We start from the raw sequence: 14,978 nt of genomic DNA on the forward strand, positions 1-14,978 counted from the left end.
ACACCGAGTTCCACCGGCCACCCACCACGAGCACGGGGCCGGCCCGGGAACGGGCGCCCGGGCGAGACATAGCGTCACTTAGACGATTACACTCCGGGGCATGCCCAATCTCCGTCTCGCCCTGTGCCAGATCGACCCCTGGGTCGGTGACCTCGCCCACAACGGCGAGGAGGTGGTGCGCTGGACCAGGCAGGCCGCCGAGGCCGGCGCGCAGCTGGCCGCCTTCCCCGAGATGGCCCTGACGGGTTACCCCGTCGAGGACCTCGCACTGCGCAACTCCTTCGTGGAGGCCTCCCGCGCGGCCCTGGTCGAGCTGGCCGCCCGGCTGGCGGCGGAGGGGCTCGGCGAGCTTCCGGTGGTGGTCGGCTACCTGGGCCGTTCGGAGCGCCCCTCGGCGAAGCTCGGCCGCCCGGCCGGCGAGCCGCAGAACTGCGCGGCGGTGCTGCATCGCGGCACAGTGGTGAACCGTTTCGCCAAGCACCACCTGCCCAACTACGGCGTCTTCGACGAGTACCGCTACTTCGTGCCCGGCGACCAGCTCTCGGTGCTGCGGGTGAACGGCGTGGACGTCGCGCTGGCCATCTGCGAGGACATCTGGCAGGACGGCGGCCGGGTCACCGCCGCCCGCGAGGCCGGGGCCGGACTGCTGCTGGTGGTCAACGGTTCGCCGTACGAGCGGAACAAGGACGACGCCCGGCTCGACCTGGCGCGGCGCCGGGCCGCCGAGGCCGGCTGCACGCTGGCCTACCTGAACATGGTGGGCGGCCAGGACGAGCTGGTCTTCGACGGCGACTCGCTCGTGGTCACCGCCGGAGGCGAGGTGCTCGCCCGCGCCCCGCAGTTCGAGGAGCGGCTGCTGCTGGTCGACCTGGAGCTGCCCGCCGCGCCCGGCGGCCGCGCGGACGACGGCCGCCCGCTCGCCGACGGCCTGCGCCTGGTCCGCACCGAGCTGGCCGGCGAACCGCAGCCCGCACAGGCCGCACAGGCCGCCCCGGTCGCCACCGAGGTGGCGCCGCGGCTGGCGGACGAGGCGGAGATCTACGCCGCACTGGTCACCGGCACCCGGGCGTACGTCCGCAAGAACGGCTTCGCCTCGGTGCTGATCGGCCTCTCCGGCGGGATCGACTCGGCGCTGGTCGCCGCGATCGCGGTGGACGCGGTGGGCGCCGGGAACGTGCACTGCGTCTCAATGCCCAGCCGGTACTCCTCGCAGCACTCCCGGGACGACGCCGCCGACCTGGCGCGCCGCACCGGCCTCAACTTCCGCACCGTGTCGATCGCGCCGATGTTCGACGCCTTCATGGAGTCGCTCGGCCTGACCGGCCTGGCCGAGGAGAACCTGCAGTCCCGGCTGCGCGGCACCGTGCTGATGGCGATCTCCAACCAGGAGGGGCACCTCGTGCTCGCGCCCGGCAACAAGAGCGAGCTGGCGGTGGGGTACTCCACGCTCTACGGCGACTCGGTCGGCGCCTACGGGCCCATCAAGGACGTCTACAAGTCGCTGATCTTCCGGCTGGCCCGCTGGCGCAACGAGGAGGCCGAGCGGCGCGGCGAGGTGCCGCCGATCCCGGAGAACACCATCGTCAAGCCGCCGTCCGCCGAGCTGCGGCCGGACCAGAAGGACACCGACTCGCTGCCGGACTACGACCTGCTGGACACCGTGCTCGACCTGTACGTCGAGGGCGACCAGGGCCGGGACGCGATCGTGGCGGCCGGCTTCGACGCCGCGGTGGTCGACCGGATCGTCCGCCTGGTCGACACCGCCGAGTACAAGCGCCGGCAGTACCCGCCGGGCCCGAAGATCTCCGCCAAGGGCTTCGGCCGCGACCGCCGGCTGCCCATCACCAACCGGTGGCGCCGCGGCTGACCCTCCGTCCGGCCCCGGCCTTCACCAGGTCACCACCGGCCCCGACCCCGATGCCCACCACGGACCGGGTCGGGGCCCCAGTATTCGTACTACTATCGCTTGAGTAGTGACGGGGTGTCACGGGGAGTGATGACGGGGGGTCGTCTTGGCGATCGAGCTACCGGGTGAACTGGTCTGGGTGATGGACCTGCTCGGCCTGAACTGGCCGCAGGTCAACGAGGACGGCGTGCGGGAGTACGCGGAGCACGTCCGGCGGTTCGCCACCGACATCGACAGCTCGCACGAGGCCGCCACGGCCACCATCCGAGCCATGGCCGACGCCTACCAGGCTTCCTCCTACCAGCAGTTGGCCGAGACCTGGGCCCGGATGTCCACGGACCACATGGACGAGCTGGTGCAGGTCTGCAACGCCAGCGCGACGGCGCTGGACATCGCCGCAGACGTGATCGTGGCGGCGAAGCTCGCGGTCATCACCCAACTCGGCATCATGGCGGCCGAACTGGCCGCCGCCGCGGCCACCGCCGTGGTCACGCTGGGCGCGTCCGCCGCGGCCGAGGCCGCGCTGGCGGAGGTCCAGCGGCGGATCGTCAAGGAGATCATCCAGGAGGCCGAGGACCAGGTCGTCGGCATGCTGGTGGAGCGGGCGGTCGCGCCGCTGGAGGAGGCCGTCACCCGGGCGCTGACCGGGCTGGTCTTCAAGGGGGTGCAGGCCGCGGTCGGTGCCGCCGCGGGCGGCGGGAGCGTCGGCGAGGGCTTCCGGGTCGACCCGGAGCGGATGCTCGCGCACGCCGCCGAACTCCAGCGGCACGCCGACGACGTGGTCGGCCACGCGAGCACCTTCGCCGGTGCGACGGCGGGGGTGTCGTTCAGTTGAGCCACCCGATCGCGAAGGCACTGGAGGACGCCGCCCAGCGGGTCGGCAGGACGATCAGCAAGGACGCGGCGAAGGCCGTCTCCGAGATGTACGAGCAGGCCGGGCAAGGCGCCAAGCAGGTGGTCAAGAACCTCACGGACGCCGACGACGCGCACGCCAAGCAGATCCTGGCGCTGGCCGAGAAGATCGCCAAGAACGACGGCATGACCGGCAAGGGCGCCCGCAAGCGCATGGTCCGCCAGCACGACGCCCGCACCAGGATCGCCGGGCACCTCGGGGTCAGGGGCGACTACGACGCGGAGATGGTGATCGACTCGTCCCGCTACCCCGAGTCGGCCCAGCACATCCAGGAGGCGCAGAACGGCACCGTCTGGCGGGGCGGTGCCTCCGCCCAGGGCCGGCCCAGGCCGTCCGTCCTGACCATCGACCGGGACAACGCGGACAGCAACCGGGCCGACTCCCTGCGCGGGATCCCCACCGCCCCGCCCCAGGACCGGGACGAGTACCCGCCCGCGATGTTCAAGGAGGGCGGCAAGGGCGCCAGCGTGAAGTACATCGCCGACTCGGACAACCGTGGCTCGGGCTCGGCGATGGGCAGCGCGTTGCACGGACTGCCCAAGGGTGCTCGGGTGAGGATACGAATACGGTGACGGCAAGGGGTGACGGCACGTGAACGCCGCTGAGCAGTTGATCTCGCAAGCACGGCAGGGCACGTTCCGGGAGGTACTGCCCCGCCTGCTCGCGCTCGCCACGGACCCCGCCGGCGACCCCGACCCGGCCTGGGAGGCCGCGGCGGCCGCGATCCAGATCCTGTTCTGGCAGGACCGGTTCGTCGAGGCGGCCGAGCTGGCCGAGACGCTGATCGGCAGGCAGGGTCCGCTCGGCGGCGAGCTGTGCGACCAGGGCTTCCCGTTCGACGACTCGTTCGTCGCCGCCCAGTTGCACGCCGGCATCCCGGCGGAGCCCCGGATGCGGGCCGCGGCCACCAAGGTCCCGGCCGGCCGGCTGCTGGAGGACACCCTGCTCTGGCGGGCGGACGAGCTCGGCCGGCAGGCTCCCGAGCGGCTCCTGCCGGATCCCTACGCCTGGGGCGGCCCGGTCGGCCCGGCGGACGGTGTCATCGGCCGTCAGTTCCTGGAGCGCGACTTCGGCTCGCTGGACGCCCGCGACAAGCGGGTCGCCTGGGAGGCCACCAAGGCGACCAACGACTTCCCGCGCGCCCGCGCGCTGGTCGAGGACGCGGGGGAGCTGCCCGAGCAGTCCTACATCTGCCTGTGGCTGGCGGGTTGGTACGCCGTCGAGGGGGCGGTGGAGGCCGGTGAGAGAATGCTGCTGGCCGCGCACGAGCGCTGGTGGCCGTTCGCGACCTGGGACGCGCTCCCGGAGTCGATCGTGCTGCAGCCCGCGCTGCGGCTGGTCGCCACCGACCGGGTGCGCGAGCACTACCTGACCCGGCCGATCGGCCCCGAAGCAAGGAGTGACCGGAAATGACCCAGAGCGCCCTTGAGCAACTCCTCGGCCGCGCCCGCGGCCCGATGGGGCCCTCGGCGGAGCTGGACTTCGGCGTGGCGGGGGGCCCGCTGGCCGAACTGGGCACGGTGCTCTCCCGGATCAACGGGTTCTTCCTCTACAACGCGGGTGTCCAGGTGTTCCGGGTGGGCGAGGAGGGCCTCGGGCCCGACCTGCTGAGCTGGAACGAGGAGAGCACCTGGAAGGACACCTACGACGGGCTGGCGGACGACCTGTTCTGCTTCGGCCAGGACATCTTCGGCAACCAGTTCGCGGTCCTGGAGGGCACCGAGGTGGTCCGGTTCGACCCGGAGACCGCCGAGGTCGAGGTGCTGGGCACCAGCCTGGAGGACTGGGCGCGGTGGCTGCTGGCCGACCCGGAGGTCAATGCCGCGGCCAACTTCGCGTACGCCTTCCAGCAGCAGAACGGCCCGCTGGAGCCCGGCCAGCGGCTGGTCCCGCTGCAGTTCTTCGTGACCGGCGGCGGCTACGGGTTCGACAACTTCGCCGTCCGGGACGCCGCGACCGCGATGCGGATCCGCGGCCCGGTCGCCCAGCAGGTGTACAACCTGCCGGACGGGGCGACGATCAACCTCAACGCGGGCTGAGCACCACCACCGCGCGGCGGCCGGCGCCTCAGTAGCGGAAGTCCGCCGCCACCGCGCGGTGGTCGCTGCCGTCCGCCGCCAGCACCCGGGAGTCGGTGGGCCTGAGGCCGCCCTTGCTGAGGATCTGGTCGATCCGGGCCATCGGGAACGCGGCCGGCCAGGAGAAACCGAACCCGTCGCCCGCAGCGCCGTGGGCGGAGCGCATCTGCGAGCTGATCGGCGCCAGGCTGCGGTCGTTCATGGTGCCGTTGAGGTCGCCCATCAGCAGCACCTTGCGCAGCGGCTCCGCCTCGATGGCGTCACCGAGCGCCTGCGCGCTGACGTCCCGCTGCTCGGCCGTGAAGCCGCCGTCGAACTTCACCCGGACGGACGGCAGGTGCGCCACGTAGACCGCGAGCGGGCCCTTGGGGGTGGTCACCTCGGCCCGGAAGGCCCTGGTCCAGCCGATCTTGATGTTCACCACCGAGACGCCGTCGATCGGATAGCTGGACCACAGCCCGACCGTGCCCTCGATCACGTGGTAGGGGTACTTGGCGGCCAGGCCCTTGGTGTAGGTCTCCGCGGCGCCGGAGGCCAGCTCCTCCAGGGCGACGATCTGCGCGCCGGACCCGTTCAGCAGCCGCAGGGTGCCGGCCGGGTCGTCGTTGCCCGCGGCCACGTTGTGGGTGAGCACGGTGAAGTCGCCCTTGCCGGTGCTCTTGTCGGTGAGCAGGCCGCCGAAGAGGTTCAGCCAGACCACCGCCGGAAGCAGCACCGCGACCAGCGCCACGGCGGAGCGCCGCCACAGCGCGAGCGCCAGCAGGACCGGGACGGCCAGGCCGAGCCAGGGCAGGAAGGTCTCCAGCAGGCTGCCGAGGTTGCCGACGGCGTTGGGGACCTCGGCGTGGAAGCCGAGCAGCAGGGCGGTCAGGACGGCGAGGGCGGCGGTGATCCAGCCCCTGCGCCGGTCCAGCCAGGGCTCCAGGCGGCCGCGGAGCGTGCTCGCCCGCCCGGTGCCCTTGGACTCCGGCTGCCCGCTCCCCGCGGCCGCCGCCGGACTGTCCGCCTGCACCATACCCACTCCTCCGCACTCGCCCGATCCGCCCGGCTGATCCCGCTTTCGTCGGATTCTCCGGTCAGCCTATGACGGGACAGACGCCGGCCCCCTCCGGCGAGGTTGCGGCACGCCCCGGATCAGTGAGATTGCCCACCGGCCGGGGCCGCGCCGACGCCGTTCAGCACCGCGTCGACCATCTTGCGGGCCAGCTCGGGGTCGTCCAGCGGGGCGTCGTCCCACAGGATCGTACGCAGCAGGATCGGCCCGATCAGTACCTCGCAGACCAGTTCGATGTCGAGGTCGGCGCGCAGCACGCCTTCGTCGATGCCCCGGCGCACGATGGTGCGGATCAGTTCGCGTCGGGGTTTGACGACCCGCTCCTGGTAGACCGCGCGCAGCTCGGGCCAGTCGTGCAGCTGGCCGAGGGCGGACTTGAGCACCCAGCGGGAGCGCTTGGCCAGCCCCCGCCGGCGCATGTACTCCACCATGCCGACCAGCTCGTCCTGGACCGAGCCGCCGCACAGCTGCGGCGGTGGCGCCTCCAGCCGGGCGACCACGTCGACCAGCAGGGCCTCCAGGTTGGGCCAGCGCCGGTAGATGGTGGCCTTGCCGACCCCGGCGGCGGCCGCGATCCGCTCGATGGACAGGTCGGTGAGGCCGACGCCGTCCTCCATCAGCGCCTCGACGGCGGTGTAGATGGCCTGCTCGGCCGCTTCGCTGCGCGGCCGTCCCCGCCGCGGGGCGCAGGGCTCCGGGGCGGGGACGGCCGCGGGGGCGCGGCGGACGGCCGGGGTGTCGGTCTGCATGCCGCTATTGTCCATGGCCCGGGATCAGACCTTGGCGGGGCGCGGCCCGGCGGCGGCCTCGGCGGGCGCGCCGGGGGCGGCCGGGGCGGCGGGCAGCCGGCCGGGGAGCAGCAGCAGGGCGATCAGCGCGCCGACCACGGTGATCCCGCCGGAGAGCCCGGCGACCACGTGCATGGCGTGCACGAAGGCGTCCTGGGCCGGTGCGATCAGGCCGGGGTTGTGGGTGCCGTCGGCGATGGCGACGGTGGCCTCCAGCGACTCGCCGGCCTTGTCCCGCAGTGCGGGCGGCAGGACCGCGAGCCGGTCGGCCATGCCGTCCCGGTAGACGGTGGAGAGCACCGCGCCGAGGATGGCGACCCCGAGCGAGCCGCCGACCTGGCGGAAGGTGTTGTTCAGCGCGGAGCCGGCGCCGGCCTTCTCGCGCGGCAGCGAGCCCATGATCGCGACGGTGACCGGCGGCATCACGTGGGCCATGCCGGTGCCCATCACGAAGCCGAGCACGATCAGCACCCAGATCGGGGTGGTGACGCCGAGGCCGACGTAGCCGAGCAGGCCGACCGAGACCAGGGCCATGCCGGCGGCGCAGGTGGCGCGGACCCCGAAGCGGTCGACCATCAGCCGGGCCCGCGGCGCGAAGATCATCTGGGCGCCGGCCAGCGGCAGCATCAGCAGGCCGGCCTGCAGCGCGCTGTACCCGCGCACGCTCTGGGTGTAGAAGACGCCGAAGAAGGAGACGCCCATCAGCGCGAAGAAGATCACGCCGATCACCACCACCGAGGCCGAGAAGACCTTGTTGCGGAACCAGGTGATGTCCAGCGCGGGGTGGGTGGTGCGCTTCTCGAACAGCACGAAGGCGGTCAGCGCGACCAGGCCGACCAGGATCGGCCCCCAGGCCCCGGGGTCGGTGAAGTCGGCCAGCTCGCCGCCCTTGATGATGCCGTAGATCAGTGCGACCAGGCCGATGATGGAGAGCAGCACGCCGACCGGGTCGAGCCGGCCCGGGTTCGGGTCCTTGGAGTTGGGCACCAGCAGGCCCATCGCGACCAGGGCGATCGCCACGATCGGGACGTTGACCAGGAAGACCGAGCCCCACCAGAAGTGCTCGATCAGCAGGCCGCCGGTGATCGGGCCGATCGCGATGGCGAGGCCGACCGCGCCGGCCCAGATGCCGATCGCCTTGGGCTGCTCGTGCCGCTCGAAGACGTTCATGATGATGGCCAGCGTGGCGGGCATCACGAAGGCGCCGCCGAGGCCCATGACGGCCCGGAAGGCGACCAGCTGGCCGGGCGAGTCGGCGAAGGCGGAGAGCAGCGAGCCGAGGCCGAAGACCAGCATGCCGCCGAGCAGCGTCCACTTGCGGCCGAGCCGGTCGCCGAGCAGCCCCGCGGTGAACAGCAGGCCGGCGAAGACCAGCGTGTAGGAGTTGATCGCCCACTCCAGGTCGCTCTGGGTGGCGCCCAGACCGGTCGGGGCGGGGGTCGCGATGGTCTTCATCGCGACGTTGAGTATCGAGGTGTCGAGCACGACGACGAGCAGGGCGAGCACCAGCGTGCCCAGGATGGCCCATCGGCGGCGGTGGATGGCTTCGGGCACGCGTGGTGCGGCCGCGGCGGTGGTGGTCATCGGTGCGTCTTCCCTGTCCGTCCGAGGATGTCCGGACTTACGAGTCGGATTCGTCTCGTAACCCCTTGCCGCCAGGGTAGCCCCTATTTCGATACGAGACGGGGCCGTATCGCAAACTTCGGGTAAAGAACCGCTCCCCGGCGGTTCGGACCACGGTCTTTGCGGCCGGGCCACGGCGTGCAAGCATGGGAGCAGATCCGGGGACGCCGCACGGCGCCACGAGACGACAACCCTTCAGGAGCCTGTTCGATGAACGCTTCTCCGCTCTCGCCTGCCCAGCCGCAGGCCCCCGCCCAGCAGGGCGCCGCCGCCCAGGGCGCCACCCTCTACGGCGGTGTCACCAACCGCCGGGTGACCGTCCGCGACCTCGCCGCCGCCAAGCAGCGCGGCGAGCGCTGGTCGATGCTGACCGCGTACGACGCGCTCACCGCCGGGGTCTTCGACGAGGCCGGCATCCCGGTGCTGCTGGTCGGCGACTCGGCCGGCAACTGCCACCTCGGCTACGAGACCACCGTCCCGGTCACCATGGACCAGATGGTGATGCTGTCCGCCGCCGTGGTCCGCGGCACCAAGCGGGCGATGGTCGTCGGCGACATGCCGTTCGGCTCGTACCAGGAGTCGCCCGCGCAGGCCATGCGCAACGCCGCCCGGCTGATGAAGGAGGCCGGGGTGGGCGCGGTGAAGCTGGAGGGCGGCGAGCGCAGCGCCCGCTCGATCGAGCTGCTGGTCGAGGCCGGTGTCCCGGTGATGGCCCACATCGGCCTCACCCCGCAGTCGGTGCACGCGCTCGGCGGCTACCCCGTCCAGGGCCGCGGCGACGAGGCGGCGCACCAGCTGCTGCGCGACGCCAAGGCCGTCCAGCAGGCCGGCGCCTTCTCCGTGGTGCTGGAGGCCGTGCCGGCCGAGCTCGCCACCCAGGTGACCGAGCAGCTCGCCATCCCGACCGTCGGCATCGGCGCCGGTGCCGGCACCGACGCCCAGGTGCTGGTCTGGACCGACATGGCCGGCATGACGGCCGGCCGGGTGCCCAAGTTCGTCAAGCAGTACGCCAACCTGCGGGCCGTCCTCGGCGAGGCCGCCCGCGAGTTCGCCGCGGACGTGGCCGGCGGCGCGTTCCCGGCCGCGGAGCACAGCTTCTCCTAGGCCACCGGCGGGGGTGCCGGGATCCCCTGGTACCCCCGCCGTCCGCAGGCCGTCAGCGGGCCGCCGGCGGGCCGACAGCCGCGACAGCGGCGTGACAGCGGGCTGACAGCGCGACCGGGCAGCCTGACGGCATGACAGGAATCGCCATCGCCCCGATCGACCGGGGCTCCGCCGCCAACGCCGTCGAGGTCCGCGGCATCGTCAAGCACTACGGCGCGACCAAGGCGCTCGACGGCGTCGACCTCACCGTCCGCGAGGGCACCGTGCTCGGGCTGCTCGGCCCGAACGGCGCCGGCAAGACCACCCTGGTCCGGGTGCTCTCCACCCTGATCAAGCCGGACGCCGGCACCGCCGTCGTCGGCGGCTACGACGTACTGCGCCAGCCCAAGCAGCTGCGCCGGACCATCGGCCTGACCGGCCAGTACGCCTCGGTCGACGAGCTGCTCTCCGGCTACGAGAACCTCTACCTGATCGGCCGGCTGCTCGACCTCTCCGGCAAGGAGGCCAAGGCCCGCGCCGCCGAGCTGCTGGAGCGCTTCTCGCTCACCGAGGCCGCCAAGCGCCCCGCCAAGACCTACTCCGGCGGCATGCGCCGCCGGCTCGACCTGGCCGCGAGCATGATCGGCCGGCCCCGGGTGCTCTACCTGGACGAACCCACCACCGGCCTCGACCCGCGCACCCGCAACGAGGTCTGGGACGAGGTGCAGCGGATGGTGGGCGAGGGCTCGACCGTCCTGCTCACCACCCAGTACATGGAGGAGGCGGAGCAGCTCGCCCACGAGCTGACCGTCATCGACCGCGGCCGGGTGATCGCCAACGGCGGGATCGAGGAGCTGAAGACCCAGGTCGGCGGCCGGACCCTGCAGGTGCGACCGGTGCTCCCGGCCGAACTGCCGGAGATGGCCCGCTGCCTGCACGAGTCCGGCATCGGCGCCACCTTCTCCCTCGACACCGGCCTGCTCTCGGTGCCGCTCACCGGCGAGGAGCAACTCACCGCCGTGGTCGGCGTGCTCGGCACCCGCGGCTTCGGCATCGCGGGCATCGACACCGAACTCCCCAGCCTGGACGAGGTGTTCCTGGCCATCACCGGCAAGTCGGCCGCCGCCGGCACCGCCCCGACCCGTACGAAGGAGCCCGTGGCATGAGCGCCGCGACCCTGGCCCTGGGCCACCTCGACGACTCCCGGATCGGCCTGCGCGCCAACCTGCGCCACGTCGGAGCGCTGACCCGGCGCAACCTGATGCGGATCAAGGCCGACCCGGAGTCCATGCTGGACGCCCTGCTGATCCCGATCGTCTTCACCGTGCTGTTCGTCTACGTCTTCGGCGGCGCGGTCTCCGGCAGCCAGCAGGACTACATCCAGTACATGATCCCCGGCCTGCTCGGCACCACCGGCCTCAACCTGGCGATGTCGGTCGGCACCGGCCTCAACAGCGACTTCCAGACCGGGGTGATGGACCGCTTCCGCACCCTGCCGATCGGCCGGTCCGCGGTGCTGCTCTCGAAGATCGCTGCGGAGACCTGCCGGGCGCTGCTCTCCTTCACCATCCTGATCGGCTTCGCGATGCTGATCGGGCTGCAGATCAGGACCGGGTTCGCCGAGTTGCTCGCGGCGGTCGGCCTGTCCCTGCTGTTCGGCATGTCGATCGTGTGGATCTCGATGCTGCTGGGCATGTCGCTGCGCAGCGCCCCGGCCGTCCAGGGGGTGGGGATGCTGGTGATCATGCCGCTGCAGTTCGGCAGCTCGATCTTCGCGCCCACCACCACCATGCCGGGCTGGCTGCAGGCCTTCACCGAGTACAACCCGCTCTCGGCGCTGGCCGACGCCTGCCGCAGCCTGATCAACGGCGGGCCGCTGGCCCACTCGGTGACGATCGTGCTGGTCTGGTCGGTGGCGATCACCGCCGTCACCGCGCCGCTGGCGGTGGCCCGGTACCGCAAGCGGACCTGAGCCCGGCGGGCCCGACCGGGCTCAGAACGCCCCGGGATCGTTGAGCAGGGCGGTCGCCTCCGTGAGCGAGAGGCGGCCGCCCTCGTCCAGTGCCTCCTGGTAGGCGCCGGCGCCGAGCAGTTCCGCCAGGCCCTGGCCCTCGCTGGCCCGGGTCTGCTGCTCCATGATCGAGCCCAGGGCGCCGTGCAGCGCCAGGTGCGCGCCCAGCATCACGGCGCCGTGCCGGGCCGCCGGGAGGTCCTCGAACTGCCGGGCGTAGGCGTGCAGGATCCCTGCCGCGGGCAGCAGCAGCATCATGGTCATGTGCTCGACGAAGACCGAGCCGACACCGTCCAGCCCGACGATCCGCCGGCGGCCCTCGGACAGCAGGGCGAGGCCGGCCGCCGGGTCACCCGCCCGGGCGGTCACCCAACCGCGCACGCAGGACACGATGGAGTCGAGGACCTCCGGCACCATCGGGCCGAAGCTGCCCTCGACCTCGGCCAGCTGGTCCAGCTCGGCGAGCGCCTGCGCGTACTCGCCGCGCTGCACGTGGATGTTGCACAGCAGCAGCCGGCCGTACAGCAGCGTGCCGTCCCGCGACTGGCCCGGCCCGACCTCGGTCAGCGAGGCGCGGATCAGCCGCTCGCCCTCCACCGGGTCGGCCTCGTAGACCGCCTCGCCGAGCCGGGCCCGCAGCAGCGGCACCTCCTGCGGGGCGCCGATCTCCTCGACCAGCTCGATCGCCCGCCGGTAGGCCTCGGCGGAGCCGGCCGCGTCGCCGCGCTTGGCCAGGTTCTCCGCCTTGGAGGAGTACGCCTCGGACATGCCCCAGCTGTCGCCCTGCCCGATGGACAGCGCCAGCGCCTCCTCGCTGTCCCGGACCGCCTGCTCCAGGCCGCCCACCCAGTCGTTCAGCATCCGGGCCCGCATCTGCAGGACGAAGGCCAGGTCGACCGGACGGCCGTGCCGGCGGGCCCCCTCCACCGCCTGGTCCAGCAGCGTCCGCAGACCCGCCATCTCCCCGGTCACGAAGGCCGCGAACAGCCGCAGCAGCGCCGGGAACCGGAAGGACTGCGGCAGGTCCGGGGTGTAGAGCGCCAGCACCCGCTCGGAGAGCTCGATCACCGACGGGTCGGTGAACCCGGAGGTGTCCCCGGTGAACCGCGCGACCATCCGGTGCAGGTGGATCTGGCGGCGGGCCTCCGCCAGCTGCTCCGGCGGCAGCGGCAGCGGCACGTCGACCGGGTCCAGCTCCAGCGGCACCGGCGGCGGGGCGCCGACGGCGAACGGGTCGGGCCCGAGCGGGCAGACCAGCTCGTACCAGGCGAGCGCCTCCTTGCGGAAGTCGCGCAGCGACCAGAACCAGCTCATCCCGAGGGCGATCACCAGCGCCTGCTGCTCGTCGCCGGCGTCCACCACGCGGCGCAGCGCGGCCCGGACGTTGTCCTGCTCGCGCTCCAGCACGGCCAGCCAGTGCAGTTGCCCGGGGCCGTGCATGCGCTGGTCCGCGGTGCGCACCAGCTCGCGGTAGGAGGCGGTGTGGCGGCCCGCCACCTCGGCCTCCTCGCCGGATTCGGCCAGCCGCTCGGCGGCGTACTCGTGGATCGTCTCCAGCAGCCAGTACCGCGGCTGCCGGCCGAGGCCGGCCACCAGCAGCGACTTGTCGACCAGCGAGAGCAGCAGGTCGGCGACCTCCTCGGCGGGCACCTCGGCCCCGTCGGCGAGGACCTGCTCGGCGCTCTCCAGGGTGCAGCCGCCGGCGAAGACCGCGAACCGCCGCAGCACCGCCCGCTCGCGCTTGCCGAGCAGGTCCCAGCTCCAGTCGACCACCGCGCGCAGGGTCTGCTGCCGGGGCAGCAAGGTCCGCGAGCCGGCGGTCAGCAGGGCGAACCGGCCGTCCAGGCGATCGGCTATCTGCCGGGGGGTGAGTCCGCGCAGCCGGGCGGCGGCCAGCTCGATGGCGAGCGGGAGGCCGTCCAGCCGGCGGCAGATCTCGGCGCAGGCCTGCTGGTCCTCGGCCGGCTCGAAGCCCGGCCGGGCGGCGGCGCCGCGCTCGGCCAGCAGGCGCAGCGCGGCGCCGGCGGGCAGCGGCTCCACCGGCAGGACCGTCTCGCCGGGCACGCCGAGCGGCTCCCGGCTGGTGGCCAGCACGGTCAGGCCCGGGCACTCGGCGAGCAGCCGGTCGGCCAGATCGGCGGCGGCCTGGATCAGGTGCTCGCAGTTGTCCAGGACCAGCAGCATCCGGCGGCGGGCGCAGTGGTCGACGATCCGGCGCAGCGGATCGGCCTCGCGCGGCTCGATCGCCTCGGCGACGGCGCCGGCGGTGTGCACCACGGTCTCGCGCAGCCCCAGCGCGGAGACCACCGCGCCGGGCACCGCCGCCGGGTCCTCCAGCGGGGCCAGCTCGGCCAGCCAGACGCCGTCCGGCCAGTCGCCCTCGGCCTGCGCGGCCCGGCCGGCCTCGACCGAGAGCCTGGTCTTGCCGGAGCCGCCGGGGCCGGTGAGGGTGGTCAGCCGGCCGGCGGCGAGGGCCCGGCCGAGCGCGGCGAGGTCGCCGTCGCGGCCGACGAAGCTGGTCAGCCGGGGGCGCAGGTTGCCGCCGGAGCGGGGCCGGCGGGCGGCCTCGGGGGCCGTGGCCTGCTGGGGGGCAACGGCCGGCCGGGTGGAAGCCGCCGGGGCCTCGGTGGCCGGGGGCGCGGCCGGCTCCGGGGCGAGCAGCTGCCGGTGCAGGGCCTGCAGCGGCGGGCCCGGGTCGGCACCCAGCCGGTCGGCGAGCACCCGGCGGGCGTTCTCGTACTGCTGGAGCGCCTCGGCGGTGCGGCCGTCCTGGTGCAGGGCCCGGATCAGCAGCGCCTGGAGCTGCTCGTCCAGCGGCCGCTGGGCGCAGAGTTCGGCCAGCTCGGCGGCGACCCGGGCGGCCCGGCCGAGGGCCAGGTCGGCGGTGATCCGCTGCCGGCGGGCCTCGTCGTACTGGGCCTCCAGCCGGGCGGCCGGGCCGCCGCGGTCGGGCAGGTCGGCGAGGGCGGGGCCGCGCCACAGCGCGAGCGCGGCGTGCAGATCCTCGGCGGCCCGGGCGTGATCGCCCCCGGCGAGCGCGCGCCGGCCCTGGTCGGCGAGCCGCTGGAAGTCGCCGACGTCGGTGCCGGGGCCGGTCAGCCAGTAGCCGGCCGGACCGGAGCCGACCTCGGCGCGGCCGACCGTGCGCCGCAGCCGGCCGACCAGGGTCTGCAGGGCGGCGGCGGAGTCCTGCGGCGGGTCGGCGCCCCAGACCTCGTCCACCAGCAGGTCGGCCGGGACCGGCCGGCCCTGGCGCAGCACCAGGGCGGCCAGCAGCGCGCGCAGGCGCGCCCCGCCGAGCGGGATCGGGGTGCCGTCGTCGTGGTGGGCCGTGGTGGTACCGAGGATGCCGTAGTGCACGGGCACCATTGTGGTGGACGCCCGCGGCCGTGCACTCCGTTCGGGATCTCCCGGAACGGGCCACCCGTGCCGTACGTTCACCTGGGGTCCCGCCGGCTTCGGCCCGGGGCCTGACATGATCGTCCCCTGCCCGTGCCCAGCCAGCCCCCGGAGCCCGTAGTC

12 protein-coding genes are annotated in these 14,978 nt (G+C 73.5%); 8 read left to right on the plus strand and 4 right to left on the minus strand.

Annotation, left to right across the window (positions count from 1 at the left end):
• Positions 1 to 100 precede the first annotated feature (100 nt).
• From AB0K43_RS17080 to AB0K43_RS17100, 5 genes are all read left to right on the plus strand, one after another.
• Positions 101 to 1,867: an NAD+ synthase gene (locus AB0K43_RS17080; protein WP_363640401.1), complete on the plus strand. Its 1,767-nt coding sequence runs from the start codon at positions 101 to 103 to the stop codon at positions 1,865 to 1,867.
• A gap of 145 nt (positions 1,868 to 2,012) precedes the next feature.
• A complete protein-coding gene (locus AB0K43_RS17085; protein ID WP_363640403.1) occupies positions 2,013 to 2,741 on the plus strand; it encodes a hypothetical protein in 729 nt (242 codons plus the stop codon).
• Entirely contained in the window at positions 2,738 to 3,391 is a 654-nt protein-coding gene (locus AB0K43_RS17090) for a NucA/NucB deoxyribonuclease domain-containing protein (protein ID WP_363640405.1), read from the plus strand. Before AB0K43_RS17085 ends, AB0K43_RS17090 begins: the two co-directional genes overlap by 4 nt.
• Positions 3,392 to 3,410: 19 nt before the next feature.
• The gene (locus tag AB0K43_RS17095; RefSeq protein ID WP_363640406.1) at positions 3,411 to 4,232 is read left to right on the plus strand and encodes a hypothetical protein; all 822 of its coding nucleotides are present in this window, start codon (positions 3,411 to 3,413) and stop codon (positions 4,230 to 4,232) included.
• A complete protein-coding gene (locus AB0K43_RS17100) occupies positions 4,229 to 4,858 on the plus strand; it encodes an SMI1/KNR4 family protein (protein ID WP_363640408.1) in 630 nt (209 codons plus the stop codon). Before AB0K43_RS17095 ends, AB0K43_RS17100 begins: the two co-directional genes overlap by 4 nt.
• Before the next feature lie 28 nt (positions 4,859 to 4,886).
• On the opposite strand, the gene AB0K43_RS17105 is transcribed toward AB0K43_RS17100, so the two are convergent.
• From AB0K43_RS17105 to AB0K43_RS17115, 3 genes are all read right to left on the minus strand, one after another.
• Positions 4,887 to 5,912 carry an endonuclease/exonuclease/phosphatase family protein gene (locus AB0K43_RS17105; RefSeq protein WP_363640410.1) on the minus strand — a complete coding sequence of 342 codons (1,026 nt, stop codon included), beginning with the start codon at positions 5,910 to 5,912 and terminating at the stop codon, positions 4,887 to 4,889.
• A gap of 119 nt (positions 5,913 to 6,031) precedes the next feature.
• Positions 6,032 to 6,700 carry a TetR/AcrR family transcriptional regulator gene (locus tag AB0K43_RS17110; RefSeq protein WP_363640412.1) on the minus strand — a complete coding sequence of 223 codons (669 nt, stop codon included), beginning with the start codon at positions 6,698 to 6,700 and terminating at the stop codon, positions 6,032 to 6,034.
• Positions 6,701 to 6,724: 24 nt separating this feature from the next.
• Entirely contained in the window at positions 6,725 to 8,323 is a 1,599-nt protein-coding gene (locus tag AB0K43_RS17115; protein WP_363640414.1) for an MFS transporter, read from the minus strand.
• A 249-nt stretch (positions 8,324 to 8,572) separates the two neighbouring features.
• Here AB0K43_RS17115 and panB point away from each other — a divergent pair, with 249 nt between their 5' ends.
• The 3 genes from panB (at position 8,573) to AB0K43_RS17130 (ending at position 11,417) form a co-directional block, all read left to right on the plus strand.
• On the plus strand, positions 8,573 to 9,466 hold the full coding sequence (gene panB, locus AB0K43_RS17120) for a 3-methyl-2-oxobutanoate hydroxymethyltransferase (protein WP_363640416.1): 894 nt from the start codon (positions 8,573 to 8,575) through the stop codon (positions 9,464 to 9,466).
• A 131-nt stretch (positions 9,467 to 9,597) separates the two neighbouring features.
• The gene (locus tag AB0K43_RS17125; RefSeq protein ID WP_363640418.1) at positions 9,598 to 10,611 is read left to right on the plus strand and encodes an ATP-binding cassette domain-containing protein; all 1,014 of its coding nucleotides are present in this window, start codon (positions 9,598 to 9,600) and stop codon (positions 10,609 to 10,611) included.
• Positions 10,608 to 11,417 carry an ABC transporter permease gene (locus tag AB0K43_RS17130; protein ID WP_363640420.1) on the plus strand — a complete coding sequence of 270 codons (810 nt, stop codon included), beginning with the start codon at positions 10,608 to 10,610 and terminating at the stop codon, positions 11,415 to 11,417. The genes AB0K43_RS17125 and AB0K43_RS17130 overlap by 4 nt, the downstream gene beginning before the upstream one ends.
• Before the next feature lie 21 nt (positions 11,418 to 11,438).
• On the opposite strand, the gene AB0K43_RS17135 is transcribed toward AB0K43_RS17130, so the two are convergent.
• Positions 11,439 to 14,825, minus strand: coding sequence for a BTAD domain-containing putative transcriptional regulator (locus AB0K43_RS17135; protein ID WP_363640422.1), 3,387 nt, complete (start codon positions 14,823 to 14,825; stop codon positions 11,439 to 11,441).
• Positions 14,826 to 14,978 lie beyond the last annotated feature (153 nt).

The organism is Kitasatospora sp. NPDC049258 (genome assembly GCF_040678895.1).
GTDB lineage: Bacteria > Actinomycetota > Actinomycetes > Streptomycetales > Streptomycetaceae > Kitasatospora.